The organism is Corynebacterium sp. Marseille-Q2823 (assembly GCF_903645345.1).
GTDB classification, from domain to species: Bacteria; Actinomycetota; Actinomycetes; order Mycobacteriales; family Mycobacteriaceae; genus Corynebacterium; species Corynebacterium hiratae.
The window spans coordinates 1-21057 of sequence record NZ_CAHJXS010000005.1; the positions used below are offsets into that span (position 1 = coordinate 1).

The window sequence follows — 21057 nt, forward strand, 5'->3', positions numbered from 1 at the left end:
CATGGCCAACTTGGTGCCGCTGTGTGCATACCACAATGCGGTCAATGACGATGATCCAGAAAAGCCCACCGGCCGCGGGCGCCTCGACCGCATCGATGGCCGCGTGCACTACCTGCCGCCGTGGGCGGGGCCGCCGATTCCCATTGAAAGCCCGGCCCACCCGCCGCGCTCCGCTCCGGGGCCAGCTCGCGCATCCACGGATCCGCCGGCACCCGGCCCGCCCGACCCACGCACCACGCCGCGTGGGACACCAGCCCCTGTCTCCGGCGCGCCACCGCATAACTCCGGCGAACCTCCGGACCCGCCACCGAGTTCATGAGTGCTTTTAGTCCGTAGACTTCGCCCTGATCTCACGGTGGAAGCGCCACCCCGCCGGCTCAATGGTTCAGCGGCTCGCGGGTCACCGCTCCGCCGAACCAACCGGTCGCAGGCTGCCGCTCCGCAGCCCCACCAGCCGGAGACACCCTACGGCACACAGCCGCTTTAACCAGCCGCTCGCTGAGAAAATTTGCTCGGCGTGCGGCTACTCGCGCGCGCGATATAGAGGTATGCGTCCTTGTGCCGTGCGTACTAACGCCGTCGATACTGGCAACGGGCACGCTAACGCCATCCAGACTGGCGCCTGTCGCGACCACCCCCTGGAGGGTACGCAGGAGCCTGGCACCGCGCCATCTGCCCCCATTCCGCGGAGCTGAGTGCCGGGGATCGAAAACGGGGAACGCGGCCGCGCCCTGTTAATTCAAGGCGCGGCCGCGCTACACAGCGTCTGGGAGTTTGCTTCGCTGCCCGCTTTCTACCACCGAGCTATCTCACTGAGATACTCCACTGCACTGCTACAGTGCGTGTCCCAGTGCCTTTCGGCTGCGCTTACTCCCACTCGATGGTTCCCGGCGGCTTCGACGTCACGTCGAGCACCACGCGGTTGACTTCCTTAACCTCGTTGGTGATGCGGGTGGAAATCTTCTCCAGCACGTCGTACGGCAGGCGCGTCCAGTCGGCGGTCATGGCGTCCTCGGAGGACACCGGGCGCAGGACGATCGGGTGGCCGTAGGTGCGGCCATCGCCTTGGACGCCGACGGAGCGGACGTCGGCAAGCAGCACCACCGGGCACTGCCAAATCTCGCCGTCCAGACCAGCGTTGGTCAGCTCGGTACGCGCGATGAGGTCCGCCTGGCGCAGCGTCTCGAGTCGCTCCTCGGTGACCTCGCCGATGATGCGGATACCCAGGCCCGGGCCCGGGAAGGGCTGGCGCGCCACGATCTCCTCCGGCAGGCCCAGTTCACGGCCAACCGCGCGCACCTCATCCTTGAAGAGCAGGCGGAGCGGCTCGACGAGCTCGAATTCGACGTCGTCAGGCAGGCCGCCCACGTTGTGGTGGGACTTAATGTTCGCGGTACCGTCACCGCCACCGGACTCCACCACGTCCGGGTACAGCGTGCCCTGCACCAGGAAGGCGGCATCCTGGCCGTCCAGGGCCTGGTCGACGGCGCGCTCGAAGGAGCGGATGAACTCCGCACCGATGGCCTTACGCTTGGCCTCCGGCTCGGTCACACCGGCCAGCTTGGAAAGGAAAGCCTCGCGCTCATCAGCGGTGATGAGCTTGGCGCCAGTCGACGCCACGAAGTCCTTCTCCACCTGTTCACGCTCACCCGCGCGAAGCAGACCGTGGTCGACGAAGACACAGGTCAAACGGTCACCGATGGCGCGCTGCACGAGGGCAGCGGCCACGGCGGAATCCACGCCGCCGGACAGGGCGCAGATTGCGCGGCCTTCCTCGCCGATCTGCTCGCGCACATCGTTGATGAGCTGCTCCGCAATGTTCTCTGCGGTCCAGTTCTGCTCCAGGCCTGCGACCTCAGTCAGGAAGCGCGTAAGCACCTCCTGGCCGTGCGGCGAGTGGAGAACTTCCGGGTGATACTGCACGCCGGCCATCTGCTTGGACAGGCACTCGAAGGCTGCCACGGGAGCGCCTTCCGACGACGCGGTCACCTCAAAGCCCTCCGGGGCTTCAGTGACCGAATCGCCGTGAGACATCCACACCTTGTGGGTTTCCTCCAGGCCCTTGTGCAGCACGCCACCGGACACGGTCATGTCCGTGCGGCCGTACTCGCGGGCACCAGTGGAGGCCACGGTGCCGCCCAGGGCTTGGGTCATGGACTGGAAGCCGTAGCAGATACCAAAGACCGGGATGCCGAGCTCGAGCAGTTCCGGCTTCAGAGCAGGGGCGCCGTCCGCGTATACGGAGGACGGGCCACCGGAGAGGATCAGCGCGGCCGGGTTCTTGGCCTTGATGTCCTCCACGGAGGCGGAATTGGGGACAACCTCGGAGTAGATGTTGGCCTCACGCACGCGCCGGGCGATGAGCTGCGCGTACTGGGCGCCAAAGTCCACCACGAGGACAGGACGCGGGGTTGTATTTGGGTTAGTCACGGTCATCAGTTTAACGCAAGAACCTGCGCCCTAGACCGCAGGGAGCGGACCGAAATCTTTAGCGGTGGCAGCCGCCTTGCCCAACGCGGCCCGGAACGCCCGCAGAGCGGGGTGCCCCTCGCGCCCAGCGCGCACCGCGGTATACAGCGTGCGAGTGGGATTACCAGGCAAAGCAACCACACGTACGCCTTCGATCTCCTCGAGGAAAAGATCCGAAATCACCGCCACCGCGTGGCCCGTGCGCACGAGGTGAGCGTGCAGGAAGGGATCCGGGGTTTCATAGAGCACGCTGGGGCTAAAACCATGCCGGCGGCACAGACGGTGGACGAAGCGCCCCAATAAAAACTCCTCCGGGTCCATGGCAAAAGGGATTTCGCCATCGAACGCTGCAAAATCCTCTAAGCGCAGTGTGTTCCAGGGGCCGGTGAGTGGGGTGATGAGGCGTAGGGGGTCGTCGAGAAGCAGCTCCCGGTGGGTGTGCTCATCCGTGGCGGGCATGTCCGACTCATACTCTTCACCCAGGATGAGGTCCACCTCCCGGCGCGCCAGCAGCTCCATCGCGCCATCGGCTTCGCGCTGGATGATCTGCACGCGCAGGTCCGGGTACTCCCTGGCTAGCTCCGTCAGCGCCCGCGGGACCAGCGAGGACATGATCGTTTGAAACGTCGTGACCTTGATCGTGCCACGCACCGCGTTGGTTGATGCGATGACCTGTGACTCGGCCTCATCCGCCAAGGCGAGCATCCGCTCCGCGTAAGAGGCAAGGATTTCCCCCTGCTCCGTCAACCGCACTCGCCGGCCGACTTTCTCATAGAGCGCCACGCCGACGTCTTTTTCACACTGCGCCAACTGCTGCGAGATGGCCGAGTGCGTATAGCGCAGCGATTCCGCCACAGCGGTGACGGTGCCGAGGCGTTGCAGCTCGTAGAGAATGCGCAGACGGTGCAGATCCAACATGACAGAATCCCTAACAGGTACGTGTTAAAAACTGTAGATAGACTAACAGTTCTTCCCACCCGACAATGGTCTGCATGACCAATCCCCTTGCCGTTCTGTGCGTCATCGGCTCGTGTATTTCAATCCAGCTCGGAGCGAGCCTCGCCATTCAGCTTTTCCCCATCGGGGGCCCGTGGGGCACCGCCTCGCTGCGTCTGCTTTTCGCCGCCGTGATTCTGCTCGTCATTGCGCGACCGCGCGTGCGCGCTTGGAGCCGCGAGAAATGGATCTCCGCCACCATTTTCGGCCTCACGCTGGGCCTGATGAATGGTTTCTTCTACGCCGGCATCGAGCTCGTTGCGCTGGGTCCTGCGGTCACCATCGAGTTCCTCGGCCCGCTACTGCTGGCGGCGTGCCTCTCGCGCTCGCTTCGCGACGCCACCTGCGTCGCCCTCGCCCTTCTCGGCATGGGCCTGATGGGCCTGGACTCCTTCAACGGAGCTCCCCTCAACCTGCGAGGTGTGTTCTTCTTGCTGTGCGCCGGCGCGATGTGGGCTGCTTATATCTTGGCCAGCAAGAAGGCTGGGGCGCTCTTTAGCGGTGCAGACGGCTTGGCTATGGCTTTCCTCATCGGCGGCCTCGTGCTCCTGCCAGTGGGTGGGCGCGGGGCGGTGGCGTTGGCCAGCGACCCCACCCTATTGCTGTTTGCCCTGGGCACGGGCGTGCTGGCCTCGCTCATCCCCTATTCGTTGGAATTCATTGCGCTGCGCAGGCTCGCCCCCAACGTCTTTTCCATCTTGATCGCTTTGGAGCCCGTTTTCGCCGCGCTCTTTGGCTGGATTCTGCTTTCACAGAATATTTCTCAGCTCAAGCTGGCAGCTATCGGGCTGGTGGTGGTGGCCTCGGTGCTGCAAACCATGGCGCCGGCGCGCGGGCGCGTGGTTTTCCGCAAGGTGGCACTGCGCCCACGCCGCCTGAAGAAGCCCCGGCTACCGCGGTTTCACAAGCCACGCAATCGCAGCTCTGATCCAGCAGTGAGTCCAGTGCTCAGCACAAAGGACGCCGAGGCAGCGAAGTAAACTCCGTCCCGAGGCAGGCTGAGCGGCGCAGCGCCCCAACGGGGGAAGCTGCGCCTGCAGGGCTAGCGGACGGCCAGACCAACCTTCTGGAAGGACTTCAGATCCGTGTAGCCGCACTTTGCCATGGCGCGCTTCAGCCCGCCAACCAAGTTGAGCTCACCCAGCGGTTCGTTGGACGGGCCATGGAGCACGACCTCCAACGAAGGCGCACCCGCTGAGGCATCCTCGGCGGTGCCAGAAGCTGCGTTGCCAGAAGCAGCGGCGTCAAAAGCATCGGCGCCAGAAGTGCCGGTGCCCAGGAGGGCATCGGCCACGCCAATCGGCTCGATGAGGCCGCGCGGGAAACGCGGGTGGCCGGCCGTGGACGGCCAGTACCAGCCCTTGCCGCCGGCCTCCGCCGCGCGGGCCAGCACTGGCCCTAGAACGACACCATCGGCGCCACAGGCAATGGCCTTGGCGATGTCTGCGGAGGTGAAGATGTCGCCGTCGGCAAGCACGTGCACGTAGCGGCCCCCAGTCTCATCCAAGTAGTCGCGGCGTGCGGCCGCAACATCCGCGATGGTCGTCGCCATGGGGATATCAATGCCCACGGTCTCCGGGTTGGTGTTCACACCGGAGCCAACGATGATGCCCGCAGCACCCGCGCGCATCAGGTGCAGCGCCGTGGTGTAATCCGCCACGCCACCGGCAATCACCGGGGTATCCAGCGAGCCGATGAACTCCTTCAAGTTGAGCGGCTCGCCGCCAGTCTGCACGTGCTCGGCGGAAATCAAAGTGCCGTGGATGAACAGCAGCTCCGCGCCGGCCTTAATAACCACGGGCGCCAGCTCGCGGGCGTGCTGCGGGGAGACGCGCACGGCCACGGTCACGCCGGAATCGCGCACCTGCGCGATGCGCTCTGCCAGCAACTCCTCATTCAGGGGTGCTGCGTGCAGCTCCTGCAGCGTGGACAGGTCGCCGAAGTTCTCCGTCACGCGGGCAATCGCGCCCTCCAGATCCTCGTGACGGCCCCACAAGCCCTCTGCGTTGATAACACCGAGGCCGCCCTGCTTGCCCATCTCGATAACGAACTCGGGAGTGGCCAGCGCATCGGTCGACGCCGAGACGAACGGCACGTCAAAAGTGTAGGCATCGATGTGCCACGAGGTGTCCACATCCTTGGAGGAACGGGTGCGGCGAGTCGGCACCAGGGAGATCTGGTTCAGGTCATAGGTGCGGCGTGCCTCGCGGCCGACGCCGATTTCTACGTAATCGCGCATTGTTAGTCCTTAGCGGTAGTTCGGAGCTTCGACGATCTGCTGAAGGTGGTGCGGGTGAGACTCCTTGAGGCCCGCAGCGGTGATCTGGACAAACTGCTTGGTCTTGAGCTCAGCCAAGGTGGCGGAGCCGGTGTAGCCCATCGAGGCGCGCAGGCCGCCCACAATCTGGTGGACGATGGCATCGATATCACCGCGGAATGGCACGCGTCCCTCGACGCCCTCCGGCACTAGCTTGTCCTCGCTCTTGACGTCGGCCTGGAAGTAACGGTCCTTGGAGTAGGAGCGCTTCTCACCCGTCAGGCCGCGGCCCTGCATGGCCCCCATGGAGCCCATTCCACGGTAACGCTTGTACTGCTTGCCCTGGACCACGACGATGTCACCCGGCGCCTCCGTGGTGCCGGCCAGCATGGAGCCCAGCATGACGGCATCGGCGCCGGCTGCCAAGGCCTTGGCGACGTCACCGGAGTACTGCATACCGCCATCGCCGATAACCGGCACACCTGCCGGGCCTGCCACGGCGGCGGCCTCCATGATGGCGGTGATCTGCGGGGCACCTACGCCCGCCACGACGCGCGTGGTGCAAATGGATCCAGGTCCGATGCCGACCTTGATGGCGTCGGCGCCGGCCTCAATCATGTCGCGGGCTGCTTCACGGGTGGCCAGGTTGCCGCCAATGACGTCAATGCGGTCGCCGAAGTCCTTCTGCACGCGGGAGACCATCTCCAGCACGCGGTTGTTGTGGGCGTGGGCGGAGTCGACGACGAGGACGTCTACGCCGGCGTCGACAAGCTGGCCTGCGCGCTGGTAGGACTCCTCACCGGTGCCAATGCCGGCGGCCACGAGCAGGCGCCCGGAAGCATCCTTGGAGGCGTTGGGGAACTGTTCAGTCTTGACAAAGTCCTTGACGGTGATGAGGCCAACGAGCTTGTTCTCATCGTTGACGATGGGCAGCTTCTCCACCTTGTTGGCGGACAGCAGCGCCAGCGCCTCCTCCTTGCTGACGCCTTCCTTGGCCACAACCAGCGGCATCGGGGTCATAATCTCGGAGACCTTGCGGGAGAAATCCGGCTCGAAGCGCATGTCACGGTTGGTGCAGATGCCCACGAGGGTGCCCTGCTTATCGACGACCGGCAGACCCGAAATCCGGAACCGCGCGCACAGCGTGTCCACCTCGTCGATAGTCATGTCCGGGGTGGCGGTGACCGGGTCGGTCACCATGCCGGACTCGGAGCGCTTCACAATTTCCACCTGCTGCGCCTGATCCTCAGCAGAGAGGTTGCGGTGCAGGACGCCAATGCCACCTTGACGGGCCATGCCGATGGCCATGCGGGCCTCGGTCACGGTGTCCATCGCGGCGGAAGCCAGCGGCACGCCGAGGCGAATGTTGCGGGTGAACTGCGCCGAGGTATCCACCTCGGAGGGAACGACGTTGGATTCTGCCGGCAACAGCAGGACATCATCAAAAGTAAGGCCGTAGAGTGCAATCTTGTCGGGGTTGTCTCCGCCGGTGTGGACGTGGCTCATGAGGGTGGGGCTCTCCTAAACTGACCAGATAGTTTTATGCGGTAGCCCTCACTGTAGTGCGTGGACGCCCCGTAGTGGTAGCCGTGGGTGGACGAATCGGTGTCGAGAGAGAATTGCTATGCGCGCACGGAGTTAATAGGCTCGCAGACGTGAACTTTTTCGCCAACATGCCCCGCGATCCTTTCGCGGACGATCCCAACGACCCAGCTTCCTTCCTCGAGGAGGAGGACCACGTCGAGCCGCTGTCCGAGGAGGACCGTCTCGCCGTCATCCACGATCTGGCCATGGTCCAAGAGTTCGCGCGCGTTCTCAGCCCGCGCGGCATCGACGGCATTTTCTTTTTCTGCGAGGACTGCGAGGAAAACCACTTCTACGAGTGGGACATCATGGCCTCCAACATGCAGGCCACGCTGGCAGGCCAGCTCGCCCCTGTCCACGAGCCGGGCGCGGAGCCGGACCCCATGCGCTACGTCCCGTGGGATTATGCGGTGGGCTACCTTGACGGTATGGATTCGCGCTACTAACGCGCGGATTAAGTATCGCGCCTTACACAACGAAAGAACCTCTCCTCCCTGCTATAGGAAGGAGAGGTTCTGTGCGTTTTATTGCTGGAACTGCGGCGGCGGGAGTTGGCCGTTATCCCCAGTACCATCCCCGTCGGAGTTACCGCCCTGCGGAGGCGTTGGCTGCTCGCCACCACCCGGCTGGCTCGGCTCCGGGTAAGTAGGCGCTGGAGGGTTCAGCGGGTTACCGGCCGACACCGTCTGGGTGACCACAACGGTGGACACTGCAGTCTGGGTCTGCGTGACGGTTGCCGGCTCCTGCGGCGGCTGCTCCTCTTCCACCGGAACGGGCTTTTCCACGGTCTGCGTCTGCGTCACCGTGGCGCGGGGCTGCTGCCTCGTCGTACGCGGCGCTTCTGCCTCGCGTTCCCGCTTGGCCTGGTCCACCATCTTCCGGGCTTCTTCGAGCAACTGGCGGGTGCCGTCCATGTCTCCCTGCGCGGAACGCTTTTCCATTTCGTCGAGCGTTCCAGCGAGCTCCACTACGGACACATCCTCATTGTTCGTGCCGAAGAGCGACTGATTCACGCCATAAAGCGGCGATCCCGGGCCGGCGTTGACGACCACCGCTCCGCTACCCGCGATCAGCAGCGTAGCTGCGGCCGCGCCGATGAGGCCGTGGATGAATGGCTTGCCCCGACGACGGCGACGTGCCGCATCCAGGGAAATAACCTCCGGCTCTTCGTCCGCGCCTTCGATGAGCGGGGCCGGGGGCATCTGCTTTTCGACGTCCCCGCGCAACTCCAGCAGGAGCCCTGCCAGCTCATCACCGCCATCAGAGGGATCCGTTCCTTCGGAGAGAGTGGTGAGGAATGCATCATCATCAACCAAAGGCTGCAGCTGCTCAGCGACGCCCTGCTGAGGCTGGTCCTTCTTTGCCACGATGTCCTCCCTTCCTTGATAGAGAAATTCTTAACTTGTCGGTGCCAAGTGCCGATGGCTCACTGCTAGCTTGTGCTAGCCCCACTGCTGGTTCATTGCGTCTCGTGCGAGTCGAGGGATTTGCGCAATTGCGCCAGTGCACGATGCTGTGCCACGCGGACTGCGCCAGGGGTGGACTCCACAATTTCTGCGGTCTCCTCTGCCGACAGCCCCACGAACACACGCAAAATGATAATGTCCCGGGCCTTGTCACTTAACGTATCGAGCATGGCCCGCACTCTGTTACTACCGTCCATGACCAGAGCGGATTCTTCGGGGGTAGCGTCCTCAGCGGCGTCTTCCGGGACGTCGTCCGTGGGATGGGTCTGATCGCGGCTGAGGGCGCGGTGGGCGTCGGTCACCTTGTGGGCAGCGATGCCATACACGTAGGCCATAAACGGGCGGCCCTTGTCCTTGTACGTGCCAATCGACGTCGCTACCGCCAAGCAGATTTCCTGCGCCACATCCTCCGCCGTGGGCTGACGGTGGCCGCCGATGCGGGCGCGGCAATAGCGCAGGACCTGCGGGTGAATAATGCGCATGATGCGCTGTAGGGCGCGGCGGCTACCGTCGACAGCGAGCGGAACGAGGTCCGCTAATTCCTTATCGCTGTCGCGCTTCGACGCCGCTGAGGAGCCGCTCGCGTCTGTAGCTTGAGTAGCCACTGCCATCCTTGCTTGTTCTGCTTGGTGTATTAGTTCATATTCTGCACGAATATCATGTCACAACCTTTGGTTGAAACCCGAAACGACGGGCCTATTCCCCGCCCTTCAGCAGCTATGAGAAAAGTTCATACACCGTTCATCTTAGATGTAGGTGCAGGTCATCAAGGGTAAAAGTGAGAGTTTTCGGCTTGCTACACCTACATGTCAGCATTGCGTAACGCGCCGTTTACCCAAGGGGGACACACTTCTATCTCGTCTCACCTCGCCCCGGTGCTCAGGGCGCCACCCCGTGCAAAGGCTTGCCCACAGCACGATGCGCACCCGGGCACTCTATCTTTGATTAAGGAGAATCGAACGTGTCTCAGTCCTTCCTGCTCCCCGGGCCGAATGCGGACTTTTGGGATTGGCAGCTCCACGGGGCATGCCGTGGAGAAAACTCTGACGTGTTCTACCACCCGGACGGCGAGCGCGGGCGCGCCCGTGCTCAGCGTGAAAGCCGCGCCAAGGCGATCTGCCACACCTGCCCAGTCATCGAAATGTGCCGCGAACATGCCCTGGCCTCCGGCGAGCCCTACGGCGTGTGGGGCGGCATGAGTGAATCTGAGCGCGTCGTGGCTCTGCGCTCGCGCGACGCTCACACCACCGTCAGCGCCTAAGCCCCTCGCTTCACGCTTCGTAGCCGTAACGGGGCCAGACGCGTGGTTTCTTTAGGTAGCATCATTTCCCGCTCGTACCGACAGTCTTCGCGTCGAGGCAACCCCCGGATTCCGTGCCCACATCCCAGGGGATAGCACGGCTAGCTCCGTAGAACAGTTGCTCACCGGTGAGTCACCGGTGAATGCAGGACAAAGGCCCGCAGCCCCTTCCCCACGTACGGGGCTTGGGCGACGGGCCTTTTCTTGTAGCTCTTTGCTATTCCCGGAGAAACGTTGTTTCCCCGCGCTTTTAGTGGGCGTGCGCGTGGCCTGCCTGTGCCGGTTCCTCCTCGGCGGGCTTCTCCACCACGGAAGCCTCGGTGGTGAGCACCATGCGGGCCACGGAGGCGGCGTTGACCACGGCGGAGTGGGTGACCTTCACCGGGTCGATGATGCCCTGCTCGAGCAGGTTGCCGTACTCCAGGGTGGCGGCGTTGAAGCCCTCGCCGTTGGCCTTCTCGGCAACGTGGGCGACCACGACGGATCCGTCCAGGCCTGCGTTCTCGGCGATCCAGTAGGCCGGGCGGGTCAGCGCGCGGGCCACGGCCAGCACACCGATCTTGGCCTCGCCCTCGAAGCCCTCGGCGAAGGCCTCAAGCTCCTGGGAGATCTGGACCAGCGCGGAGCCGCCGCCAGCGATAACGCCCTCTTCAACGGCCGCGCGGGCGGCGTTGATGGCGTCCTCGACGCGCAGCTTGCGCTCGTTGACCTCGGTCTCGGTAGCGGCACCAACGCGGATGACGGCAACACCGCCAGACAGCTTGGCCAGACGCTCCTCGAGCTTCTCCTTATCCCAGGTGGAATCGGTGCGCTCGATCTCGCGGCGCAGCTGCTCGCGGCGCTCCTCGACGGCCTCGGCAGTACCTGCACCATCCACGATCACGGTGTCCTCCTTGGACACGGTGACGCGACGTGCGGAACCGAGAACCTCCGGGCCGACCTCCTTGAGGTTGATGCCAACCTCCGGGTCGACGACCGTAGCACCGGTGACAACAGCCAGGTCATCCATGAAGCCCTTGCGACGCTCACCGAAGTACGGGGACTTCACGGCGGCGACCTTGAGGACCTTGCGGATGGAGTTCACGACGAGCGCCTGCAGCGGCTCGCCCTCGATGTCCTCTGCAATAATGAGCGTCGGGCGCGAGGACTCCGCGATCTTCTCCAGCAGCGGCAAGAAGTCCGGCAGGGAGGAGATCTTGTTGCGGACGAGGAGAATTGCGGCGTCGTCAAGCACGGCGTTGTAGGTCTCCTCCTCCGTTGCGAAGTACGGGGAGAGGTAGCCCTTGTCGAAGGAAATACCCTCAGTAACGTCCACGGTGGACTCGATGGTCTGGGACTCCTCGACGGTCACGACGCCGTCCTTGCCCACCTTGTCCATCGCGCCGGCAACCATCTCGCCGACCTCCGCATCGCGGGAGGACACGGTGGCAACCTGGGAGATCTCCGCGGAGGAGTTCACCGGGGTGGCGCGCTTCTTGAGCTCCTCGACGACCTTCTCAGCCGCCGCGGCGATGCCCTTGTTGAGCTCCACCGGGTTAGCGCCGGCAGCAACGTTGCGCAGGCCTTCGAAGACGAGTGCCTGGGCCAGCAAGGTGGCGGTGGTGGTGCCGTCACCGGCGATGTCGTTGGTCTTGACGGCCACGGACTTCACCAGCTGGGCGCCGAGGTTCTCAAAAGGATCGTCGAGATCAATGTCGCGGGCGATGGTGACGCCGTCATTCGTGACGGTCGGGCCACCAAAAGCCTTAGACAGCACGACGTTGCGGCCGCGGGGGCCGAGGGTGACCTTGACGGCGTCGGCAAGCGTGTCAACGCCGCGCTGGATGCCCTCGCGGGCCTCCTGGTCAAATGCAATCAGTTTTGGCATAGGGTTAATCGCCTACTTCTCGATGACAGCGAGCAGATCACGAGCGGACAGCAGGAGGTACTCCTGGCCGTCGTACTTCAGCTCGGTGCCGCCGTACTTGGAGAAGATGACGGTGTCACCCTCGTTAACGCCAACCGGGACAACCTCGCCCTTATCGTTGGTGCGGCCCGGGCCAACGGCTACGACGGTGGCCTCCTGCGGCTTCTCCTTGGCGGAGTCCGGGATAACCAGGCCGGACGCAGTGGTGGTCTCAGCTTCAACGATCTGGACGAGGACCTTGTCCTCCAGCGGCTTGATGTTTGCCATGATGATTTCCTCCAAAGTGTTCTTAATGCGCGCCCACGTGGACGCGCGTGTGCCGGTTGTGGGTAGCCCAGCACAGCCGTCGTCGCGGGTGAACAACTGTGGGTCAAAACAACCTGCCTAGCACTCTACCCTCGCGACTGCTAGCCCTCAACAGCCCGGGCCGCCAACCCGTTCGCCCTCCGCGAACGCCGCCCTCGCGCGCGCGAGAGTTGTCATGATTCCCGCCGCAACCTCGGCCAATAGAACCGGAGAGCGTCTCGAAAACGGCCAAAGACGCTCGGACTCGATACGAGCCGTCGCGTCCTTGGGTTCCTGAGGGCTGCGCTAACGCACCCTAGGCCTACTTATGGGATTTACGAATTTAAACCTGCTTATCGGAGTTGATGACGGCCGCGCGCCACAGGTTGTATTCCTCCGGGTTATCCTCGCGGTAGTTCTTCACCGCGCGGATACCGTGCTCAACGGCCTCGACGACCTCGTCGATGTTCTTGTCGTCGCCGTCGGCAGTGACGAAGATGACTGGGCCGCAGATGGAGCGGATCGGGTCCTGCAGGAAAGCGGAGTTGCCGGTAGCGGCGGCGTTGCGGGCCAGGGAGGCCACCGGGTTCGGGTCGGCGTCGTCAGCCTTCGCGTTCGGGTTGAACAACGCCGCGTAGGTCTGGCCATCATCCTGGAAGGCCACGGAAACGCGATCCTCGGTGGTACCACCGAGGAATTGATTTGCCTGTTCGAGCTCAAACTCGATGATGCGACGGGACAGGTCAGGGTTAACGAGGAATCCAGTGGTCATAGCGGTGTGAGCTCCTTGTGTGTGAGCCGGACGATTATCGGTCATCACACTACCGGCACCCTGGAGGTTGCGCATCCGCTAGCGCGCAGCGGCCACGAGCGGAACCTCCACCTCAAGCTGCGTATCGGTCCCACACGCCAGGCCGGAAGGTTCAGCGCCTTCGTGGATGAGCTGGGCAGCCACCGCGGCGATCATCACACCATTGTCGGTGCACAGCTTGAAACGCGGCACGCGCAGCTCGATGCCCGCAGATTCGCAGCGCTTCGCCGCCAAGGCCCGCAGGCGCGAGTTCGCCGCCACGCCGCCACCGAGCAGCAGCACCTTGGCGCCTGTATCCTGACAGGCGCGCACGGCCTTGGCGGTGAGCACATCAGCCACCGCCTCCTGGAAGGAAGCACACAGGTCCTCAACCTGGACCGTGGTGCCCTCGCGCTCGGCCTTTTCCACGTGGCGTGCCACCGCCGTCTTGAGTCCCGAGAAGGAGAAATTGTGGCGGTTGGGCCCGCGCAGGTCCTCGGCCTTGGACAAACCTCGCGGCAGGTCGATGGTGGGCTTTCCTTGGACGGCCAGCTTATCGATGACCGGCCCTCCCGGATACCCCAACCCCAGGAGGCGGGAAACTTTGTCGTAGGCTTCGCCGGCTGCGTCGTCAAGCGTGGTTCCCAGCTCCTTCATGGGTTTGCCCACGGCCTCCACCTCGAGCAGCTGCGTGTGACCGCCAGAGACGAGCAGCGCCACCGAGTGCGGCAGCTCCTCGCCCTCGAGGTTGGCCCCCGCGACGTGCCCGCCGAGGTGGTTGACGCCGTAGAAAGGCACGCCCCACGCGGAGGCGAAGGCCTTGGCTGCCGACGCCCCGACGAGGAGTGCACCGGCGAGGCCGGGCCCCACGGTGGCGGCCACCGCATCGGGCTTCTCGATGCCCGCCTCCTCCAACGCCGCCTTCATCACCTGCGGCATGGCTTCGAGGTGGGCGCGGGAGGCGATCTCCGGAACCACACCGCCGAAGCGGGCGTGCTGCTCCATGGAGGAGGCGACGACGTCGGCTCGGATCTCCATGTGTCCATTCTCAGACAGCTCGATGATGCCCACGCCGGTTTCGTCGCAGGAGGACTCGATGCCGAGGATTAACATCTCTCACTCTTTCGTGGTCGGTACATGGTGTGGGCGTCCGCGCCGGAGGGCTGATAGTAGTTGCGGCGCAGGCCGTTGATGACAAAATCATAGGCCTCGTAGAGGCGGATGGCCGGATCGTTGCCCACGCGCACTTCGAGGAAGATGGGCGCGTCGTGGGAATCTGCAAGCTCGACGATGGCGTCCATCATCAGCCGCGCGATGCCGCGCCGCTGGGCGGCGGGGTCGACGCCGATGGTGTGGATTTCGTACTCCGGCCAGGCGGCAGGCCCCATCCGTCCCACGCCGGCGTAACCGAGAACTTCCGCGCGGTTGTCGTTGTGGTCTTCGCGGTTGACGCTTGCGTCAACCGCCCAGTAGGTGGTGTGGCCCGCCGCGATTTCCTGCTCGAAGGCATGCGCCGGCCATGGGTGTTCGCCGGGGAAGAGGACTTTCTCGAGCTCAGCACAGCGCGGCGCGTCCGCGGGGGTCAGTGGGCGCAGCCTCATGATTCGGGAGTGTCCTCGATGCCGCCGACGAGCGCGGCCGAGCGCGGCTTGGTCTGTGGCTCCACGGCATCGGGACGGCGCAGGTAGAGCGGGACGAGTGGCGCGGGTTCAGCGGACAGATCAGCGCAGGCCACCAAACCCGCGGCGCGCGGTGTGGCCCACTCGCGGGGAAGGTCAGCGATACCTTCCGGCAAACGCGGGGCGATGGACTCTGGGAACACTAGGCGCGCGGTCTCCGGACTCGAAAGTCCGGCGGCGCTCAGATCGAGGGTTTCCGGCTTCGATACGTTCGGGCCGCTACGGCGCTCCCCTTCGTCATAGGTGGCCCAGTAGACCTCTTTGCGGCGGGCGTCGATGGCCACCAGCCACTCCCCCGCGCGCCCATGCGCGATGGCATCCAAGGTGCACACGCCGTGTACCGGCACGTGGAGGGCCACGCCCAACGCGGAGGCGGTGGCCATGCCCACGCGCAGGCCGGTAAACGGTCCGGGCCCCGTGCCCACGACGATGGCGGAGAGATCTGGGTAGGTCAGGGAGGCGTCGGCAAGCAGCTCCTCGATGGTAGGGATGAGCTGCTCGTTGTGGGCGCGTGTACCGCTGATGACGCGGTCGATGCTCTCCCCGGTGTCGGTGTCAACGATGCCCGTGACCAGATCCGTGGTGGCGGTATCGAGTGCGAGGACCTTCATTAGCCCACGAACTGCCAGGCAGGAGCGTCCTCATTGTCAGCACCCTGCTGCAACATCTGGTCATCACCGCGCAGGAACTGCAGCGGCTCGCCCGGCTGGATGCCGCGCAGCGGCGGAGCGTCCTGGCCCTGGGCCTTGGCCATCTCCACCTGCTCGAGGACGCCGGAGCAGAGGTCCACCTGGGAGCGGTTCAGCTTCTCGACCTGGTACTCCTGATTGACGCTGACGGTGACAAAGTAGTTCTCATCCTCCGCCACCTTGCCGTCGACGAAGTCGATACCGGCGACATCCACGCCGCCTTCCCCAAGCTGCTGCTCCGTAGCACCCGGGCAGACGACGAGACCGGCAATCCAATCCTGGCCGTAGACGTCGGGGACCAAGAGCGCGGAGAAGCTCAGGTTCTTCGGGTACGTGTCCAAGGTTTCACCCAACGTCGAGGAAGGCTCCTCCGGCGAACGGGTCATGGACAGCGCGATGAGCAAGCCAAGGACGATGGCAAAGCCGCCGATGACGACGGTCGTGATGAATTGGCCGATTTTATTCATGGGGATGTGCTCCTAATATTAGGGAGTTCAGTACGGGGATATCCTACGTGACCGCCCTGCAGCGACCCTGACCGGCCCTTCCGGTGCCGAGAAAAGGATCAGACGATCAACAGGGCAAGGACCTGACACATGAGGATCTTGCCGATCATCGCCGTGGGGTACACGGTGGCATAGCCGCGCTCTGCCAGCTGGGTGCCGGTCTGGGGGTTGAGGTAGGCCATGATCGCCGGGTTCGTGGTCATGCCTGCGGCGATGCCCATCGACTCATCAAACTTCAGGCGCAGCACCAGCATGGATACCGCGACGATGCCGATGGCGGAGACCAGCGACAGCACAATACCCACGCCCATATACTTCAGGGAGGTCGGATCCGACAAGGCGTCGCGGAACTGGCCGCCAGCCGACGTTCCCACGCCCGCCAGGAACAAGGTCAAGCCCAGCGTGGAGATAGTCTGCTTGGCGTGGAAAGGAAGCTGCCAGTTAATCGGGCCCGAGCGCCCCAGCGCGCCCAGGATGAGGCCGACGACGATGGGGCCGCCACCGAAGCCGAAGGACAGCGTCGTGCCGCCTGGCAGCGGAATCGGGATAGCACCGAAGAGCAGACCAATGAAGAGGCCGAGGGCAAAGGGGAAGAGATCGACGTTGCCGAGTTTGGCTTCGGAGTCGCCGAGGAAACGGCGGACGTCGTCAAGCCTGCCCGGCGCGGTGATGACGCGCACACGGTCCGAGTAGTGCAGGACGGTTTCCTCGTTCGGCACGACGTCGGAGTCACCGCGGCGCACGCGCGCGATGAGGAAGCCTTCCTTGACAGTGTCCAAGTCCTTGAGCTGATAGCCCGCAACACGTGGGCTGGACACGGTCAGGCGGCGGTAGACCAGGCCATCTTCCTCGTGGAGGTTGAGGTGGATCTCCTCACCCAGCTGGGAAATCGCACTATCGAGCGCTGGTGCCGTGCCGTTGAGCAAGAGCTCCATGCCGGCGCGCAGCGGCAGCTCCGGGTAGGCCAGGTTGTGGTTGTGGGGATTGTTGACGTGGCGGGTAGCGATGACGCGCTCGCCAGTCACCTCCTGCAGCTCCCCTACCGTTGCGTCAAAGTCGCGGGTCAGGCGCACCGCCCGCCACTCCAGCGGCTCCGCAATCATGCCCTCGGCGCGGGCGTCCTCAACGTGATTCACGCGCAGCGCCTTCGCGCCGATGGCGGCCACCAAAATGGTTCCGATAATGCAGCCAGGGTAGGCCAAGGAATAGCCCACCACCGGGGTGCTATCGCCGCCCAGGGCCTCGACGACCGCGGCCATACCGGGCGTCGAGCTCAGCGAACCTGCCAGCGTGCCCACGCTGATCGCGGGGTCCAGATCAAAGAGGCGCATCGCTAGGGTTGCCAGCCCCGCGAGCAGGAAGAAGAAGACGATGACCACCATGGACATCTTCCAACCGCGCCGGCGGAAATCTTCGAAGAAGCTGCGGCCAAAATTCAGGCCGATAACGTAGACGAAGATGGCCAGGCCAAACTGATAAATAAAGGCGGGGACCACGATGTCCGGGTTCGCCGCGGACAAGCCCAAGGCCACGAACATCGCCGCGGCGGCGCCGAGCGAAATGCCGAAGACATTGATCTTGCCCACGGCCAGTCCCACCGCCATGATCAGAAAGAGCGTTAGCAGGGGCTGTTCGGCAAGAAAAGCCAGCACGTTAGTTCACCCATTTCCATGTAAAGACGCGGACGTCATCGTCCGAGTCGCGGTTGATTGTGATGGCGAGGTACGCATCGGACAGGCGCTCCATGAAGCCCCCACCCCACTCGGCAACGACCACGGCGTCCTCGATTTCGGTGTCCAAGTCTAGACTGTCCAGCTCCCCCAACGGATCATCCGAATGATCGAGCAAGCGGTAGGCATCCACGTGCACCAACGTCGGCCCGCCCACGCGGGAAGGGTGCTCGCGCGCGATGACGAAGGTCGGCGACGTCACCCGCCCCTTCACCTGCATCCCGCGGGCAATGCCCTGCGTAAAGGTGGTTTTCCCGGCACCTAAGGGGCCGTCGAGGATCACCAAGTCCCCTGCTTCCAGCGTCGCGCCCAGCTCTTCGCCGAAGGCCTGGGCATCCTCCGGGGTGGCAGCCACACGGCGCCCTTCGTGCGGAAAATCACTGCGCATCGTTAGCTCCTTCACAATAGGTGCGCGTGGTGCGCCCGGTGGGGCGGCACACCACTTCATAGTTGATGGTGCCAGCGGCCGCGGCCAATTCTGTAGCGCTCATACCGCCGCGCCCAAAGATAACGGCAGTGTCCCCGGCGCGCACGCCATGAGGGTTCGCGCCGAGGTCGACGACGATCTGGTCCATGCAGACCCGCCCCACCTGCTGGTACAACTCGCCACCAATGCCTACCTGCAGCGCCCCCTGAAAGGCGCGCGGCAGCCCGTCGGCATAACCCACGCTGACGGTGGCGAGCTCGCGGTCACTATCCGCGGTCCAGGTCAGGCCATAGCATGTGGACTCCCCCGCCGAAATCGGCTTCACAGCAACAACGGAAGCCTCCCACGTCATGGCTGGTTCCAGCCCATGGTCGAGCCCGGCCACCGGTTCAAGCCCGTACAGGGCCACACCGGCGCGCACTTGTTCAAAACGTGCTGAGGGGCGAGTCAATGCCGCCGGCGAATTGGCCAGGTGGTTCAGCGGGCACTCCAGCCCCACCTCGCGTGCAAGCGCTAGGGCCTGGCGGAATTCCGCCTCCTGATGATCATTGTGCGGGTGCTCCGGCTCGTCCGCACAGGCAAAGTGGGACATGAGGCCTAGGACGGTGATGTGGGGGGCGTCGGCAAGCAGGCGGAAGGTCTCCTGCCACGCATGCTTGTCGACGCCCGACCGGTGCATCCCCGTTTCCACCATCACGAAGGCTTCGGTGGGCGCTTCGGCAGCCTCGATGAGGGCTCGTGCGTGCATCAAAGATGGGATGCCGATCTGAATACCAGCGGCAAGGGCTGGGGCGAGGTCCTCCGTTGGCTCCCACAGCCACGCGGCGATGGGAAGGTCCTCGATGACGCCTCGCAACTCCACGGCCTCGACGAGCGTGGCCACCCCGAAGGCGTCTGCCCCCGCCTTCGCCATGACCGGTGCGCAGCGCTGCGCACCGTGCCCGTACGCGTCCGCCTTGACCACGCACATGAGGCGGGCCGGGGCCACCGCCTCCTTCACGCGAGCAACATTGTGGGCAATAGCGTTGAGGTCAACGGTGGTTTTTAACATACCCACCATTGTGCCACTTGAGGGCTCAGCGCTATTCGACGGTCACCGACTTCGCAAGGTTACGCGGCTGGTCCACGTCATAGCCCTTGGCGGTGGCCACACCGCAGGCGAAAATCTGCAGCGGAACGGTAGCCAGCAGCGGCTGCATCAGCGTCGGCGCCTGCGGGATGCGGATGATGTGGTTGGCGTAGGCCTCGACCGCCTCGTCGCCCTCTTCCGCGATGACGATGGTGATAGCGCCGCGGGCGCGGATCTCCTGGATGTTGGAGACAACCTTGGCGTGCAGGGAATCGCGGCCGCGCGGGGAAGGCACGATGACGAAGACCGGCTGGCCCTCCTCGATGAGCGCGATCGGGCCGTGCTTGAGCTCGCCGGCGGCGAAGCCCTCCGCGTGCAGGTAGGCAATCTCCTTGAGCTTGAGCGCGCCCTCCAGTGCGACCGGGAAACCGACGTGGCGGCCCAAGAAGAGCACCGACTTAGCGTTCTCCATGGCAGTGGCCAGATCGTAGACCTGCTTTTCGTTGTCGATGACTGCCTGGACCTTATCCGGCATCGCACGCAGGTCATCCAGGACGGAATTGACCTCATCGGAGAACATGTTGCCGCGCAGGCGTGCTAGGTATAGGCCCAGTAGATAGGTCGCGGTGATCTGCGCCAGGAAGGCCTTGGTGGAGGCCACGGCGATCTCCGGGCCGGCGTGGGTGTAGAGGGCGGCGTCGGACTCGCGCGGAATGGAGGAACCCTGGGTGTTGCAAATAGCAATCACCTTGGCGCCCTGCTGGCGGGCGTGGCGCACTGCCATGAGGGTATCCATGGTCTCGCCCGATTGGGAGAGGGCCACGACCAGGGTCTTCTCGTTGACGATGGGATCGCGGTAGCGGAACTCGTGGGCCAGCTCCACCTCACACGGGATGCGGCACCAGTGCTCGATGGCGTAGCGCGCGACGTGGCCGGCATAAGCGGCGGTGCCGCAGGCGATGACGATGATCTTGTCGATAGACTTGAGCACCGACTCCTCGATGCGGATCTCATCGAGGACCAGGTTGCCGGTCTCATCGAGGCGGCCGAGCAGCGTATCGCGCACGGCTGCTGGCTGGTCGTGGATTTCCTTCTCCATGAAGGAGTTGAAGCCGCCCTTTTCGGCAGCAGCGGCGTCCCATTTGATCTCGAAGGGCTTGCCCTGGGCGGGGTTGCCGTCGTAGTCGGTGATCTCGATGTCATCCGCGGTGATGGTCACGACCTGGTCGTTGTCCATCTCCACGGCGGACTTGGTGTAGTCGATGAAGCCGGAAACATCCGAGCCGAGGAAGTTCTCCCCCTCACCCAAGCCGATGACCAGCGGCGAATCGCGGCGCGCAGCCACGATGCGGTCTGCCTGCTCGGCATGAATAGCCAAGAGGGTGAACGCACCTTCCAGGCGCTTGCCGGTCAACTGCATGGCCTTGGTGAGGTCGCCGTGGGCCTCGTTGTGGAAAACATCTGCTAGAAGGGTGGCGGCAACCTCAGTATCGGTCTCGGACACAAAGTTGTGGCCCTTGGCCTCCAGCTCGCTCTTAAGCTCGGCGAAGTTCTCGATGATGCCGTTGTGTACGACGGCGAGCTTGCCGCCGTCCACGACGTGCGGGTGGGCGTTCAGATCGGTTGGACCACCGTGAGTAGCCCAGCGGGTGTGCCCGATGCCCAGGACGGAATCCTTGAGTGGGCGCGCAGCGATTTCGGCTTCCAGCGCAGCGACCTTTCCAGCCTTTTTGCGCCAGGAGATCTCCCCATCGGCGTACATTGCGACGCCTGCTGAGTCATAGCCGCGATACTCCAATCGGCGCAGGCCCTCCAGCACAACGTCGAGGGCAAAGTACTCACGACCATCGGTGTTATGGCCAATGTATCCAACGATTCCACACATGGAACGGAATTTTACAGCA

At 64.2% G+C, this 21057-nt stretch carries 20 protein-coding genes and 1 pseudogene; 4 read left to right on the forward strand and 17 right to left on the reverse strand.

All coding sequences use genetic code 11. The features are described from left to right. Nucleotides 1-319: pseudogene (locus HWX44_RS06990) on the forward strand (HNH endonuclease signature motif containing protein); the annotation flags it as partial. A 548-nt stretch (nt 320-867) separates the two neighbouring features. Here HWX44_RS06990 and guaA read toward each other — a convergent pair. Both guaA and HWX44_RS07000 read right to left on the reverse strand, forming a co-directional pair. Then, nucleotides 868-2436, reverse strand: coding sequence for a glutamine-hydrolyzing GMP synthase (guaA, locus tag HWX44_RS06995; protein ID WP_175973945.1), 1569 nt, complete (start codon nt 2434-2436; stop codon nt 868-870). A gap of 24 nt (nt 2437-2460) precedes the next feature. Continuing rightward, on the reverse strand, nt 2461-3387 hold the full coding sequence (locus HWX44_RS07000) for a LysR family transcriptional regulator (protein ID WP_175973947.1): 927 nt from the start codon (nt 3385-3387) through the stop codon (nt 2461-2463). Nucleotides 3388-3461: 74 nt separating this feature from the next. On the opposite strand from HWX44_RS07000, the gene HWX44_RS07005 reads away from it, so the two are divergent. Then, on the forward strand, nt 3462-4445 hold the full coding sequence (locus HWX44_RS07005) for an EamA family transporter (protein WP_175973949.1): 984 nt from the start codon (nt 3462-3464) through the stop codon (nt 4443-4445). Nucleotides 4446-4507: 62 nt separating this feature from the next. Here the strand turns inward: HWX44_RS07005 and HWX44_RS07010 are convergent, their stop codons facing one another. After that, entirely contained in the window at nt 4508-5704 is a 1197-nt protein-coding gene (locus HWX44_RS07010; RefSeq protein WP_175973951.1) for a GuaB3 family IMP dehydrogenase-related protein, read from the reverse strand. 9 nt (nt 5705-5713) lie between these two features. Then, nucleotides 5714-7228 (reverse strand): IMP dehydrogenase, encoded by a 1515-nt coding sequence (gene guaB, locus HWX44_RS07015; protein WP_046648413.1) that lies wholly within the window; start codon nt 7226-7228, stop codon nt 5714-5716. A gap of 149 nt (nt 7229-7377) precedes the next feature. Here guaB and HWX44_RS07020 point away from each other — a divergent pair, with 149 nt between their 5' ends. After that, complete coding sequence (locus tag HWX44_RS07020) at nt 7378-7752, forward strand: DUF5319 domain-containing protein (RefSeq protein WP_046648414.1); 375 nt, start codon at nt 7378-7380, stop codon at nt 7750-7752. Between the two features lie 78 nt (nt 7753-7830). Here the strand turns inward: HWX44_RS07020 and HWX44_RS07025 are convergent, their stop codons facing one another. Together HWX44_RS07025 and HWX44_RS07030 are read right to left on the reverse strand one after the other, a co-directional pair. After that, entirely contained in the window at nt 7831-8673 is an 843-nt protein-coding gene (locus HWX44_RS07025) for a hypothetical protein (protein ID WP_046648415.1), read from the reverse strand. A gap of 92 nt (nt 8674-8765) precedes the next feature. Next, nucleotides 8766-9383 (reverse strand): sigma-70 family RNA polymerase sigma factor, encoded by a 618-nt coding sequence (locus HWX44_RS07030; protein WP_049157038.1) that lies wholly within the window; start codon nt 9381-9383, stop codon nt 8766-8768. 350 nt (nt 9384-9733) lie between these two features. On the opposite strand from HWX44_RS07030, the gene HWX44_RS07035 reads away from it, so the two are divergent. Further along, nucleotides 9734-10033 carry a WhiB family transcriptional regulator gene (locus tag HWX44_RS07035; protein ID WP_175973953.1) on the forward strand — a complete coding sequence of 100 codons (300 nt, stop codon included), beginning with the start codon at nt 9734-9736 and terminating at the stop codon, nt 10031-10033. Nucleotides 10034-10322: 289 nt separating this feature from the next. Here the strand turns inward: HWX44_RS07035 and groL are convergent, their stop codons facing one another. The 11 genes from groL to glmS form a co-directional block, all read right to left on the reverse strand. Continuing rightward, nucleotides 10323-11939: a chaperonin GroEL gene (gene groL, locus HWX44_RS07040; protein ID WP_046648419.1), complete on the reverse strand. Its 1617-nt coding sequence runs from the start codon at nt 11937-11939 to the stop codon at nt 10323-10325. 12 nt (nt 11940-11951) lie between these two features. Then, nucleotides 11952-12251, reverse strand: coding sequence for a co-chaperone GroES (groES, locus tag HWX44_RS07045; protein WP_167595557.1), 300 nt, complete (start codon nt 12249-12251; stop codon nt 11952-11954). A gap of 355 nt (nt 12252-12606) precedes the next feature. Beyond that, on the reverse strand, nt 12607-13035 hold the full coding sequence (locus tag HWX44_RS07050) for a hypothetical protein (protein WP_049157036.1): 429 nt from the start codon (nt 13033-13035) through the stop codon (nt 12607-12609). Nucleotides 13036-13113: 78 nt separating this feature from the next. Then, the gene (tsaD, locus tag HWX44_RS07055) at nt 13114-14166 is read right to left on the reverse strand and encodes a tRNA (adenosine(37)-N6)-threonylcarbamoyltransferase complex transferase subunit TsaD (RefSeq protein WP_175973955.1); all 1053 of its coding nucleotides are present in this window, start codon (nt 14164-14166) and stop codon (nt 13114-13116) included. After that, nucleotides 14160-14654 (reverse strand): ribosomal protein S18-alanine N-acetyltransferase, encoded by a 495-nt coding sequence (rimI, locus tag HWX44_RS07060; RefSeq protein WP_049157032.1) that lies wholly within the window; start codon nt 14652-14654, stop codon nt 14160-14162. The genes tsaD and rimI overlap by 7 nt, the downstream gene beginning before the upstream one ends. After that, nucleotides 14651-15343, reverse strand: coding sequence for a tRNA (adenosine(37)-N6)-threonylcarbamoyltransferase complex dimerization subunit type 1 TsaB (gene tsaB, locus HWX44_RS07065; protein WP_175973957.1), 693 nt, complete (start codon nt 15341-15343; stop codon nt 14651-14653). Before tsaB ends, rimI begins: the two co-directional genes overlap by 4 nt. Further along, nucleotides 15343-15888 (reverse strand): hypothetical protein, encoded by a 546-nt coding sequence (locus tag HWX44_RS07070; RefSeq protein WP_046648423.1) that lies wholly within the window; start codon nt 15886-15888, stop codon nt 15343-15345. The genes tsaB and HWX44_RS07070 overlap by 1 nt, the downstream gene beginning before the upstream one ends. Nucleotides 15889-15986: 98 nt before the next feature. Further along, the gene (locus tag HWX44_RS07075; protein ID WP_175973959.1) at nt 15987-17579 is read right to left on the reverse strand and encodes an aspartate:alanine exchanger family transporter; all 1593 of its coding nucleotides are present in this window, start codon (nt 17577-17579) and stop codon (nt 15987-15989) included. A 1-nt stretch (nt 17580) separates the two neighbouring features. After that, nucleotides 17581-18045 carry a tRNA (adenosine(37)-N6)-threonylcarbamoyltransferase complex ATPase subunit type 1 TsaE gene (gene tsaE, locus HWX44_RS07080; protein ID WP_046648424.1) on the reverse strand — a complete coding sequence of 155 codons (465 nt, stop codon included), beginning with the start codon at nt 18043-18045 and terminating at the stop codon, nt 17581-17583. After that, complete coding sequence (alr, locus tag HWX44_RS07085) at nt 18035-19135, reverse strand: alanine racemase (RefSeq protein ID WP_175973961.1); 1101 nt, start codon at nt 19133-19135, stop codon at nt 18035-18037. Before alr ends, tsaE begins: the two co-directional genes overlap by 11 nt. 31 nt (nt 19136-19166) lie before the next feature. Continuing rightward, a complete protein-coding gene (glmS, locus tag HWX44_RS07090) occupies nt 19167-21038 on the reverse strand; it encodes a glutamine--fructose-6-phosphate transaminase (isomerizing) (protein ID WP_175973963.1) in 1872 nt (623 codons plus the stop codon). Between the last annotated feature and the right edge of the window lie 19 nt (nt 21039-21057).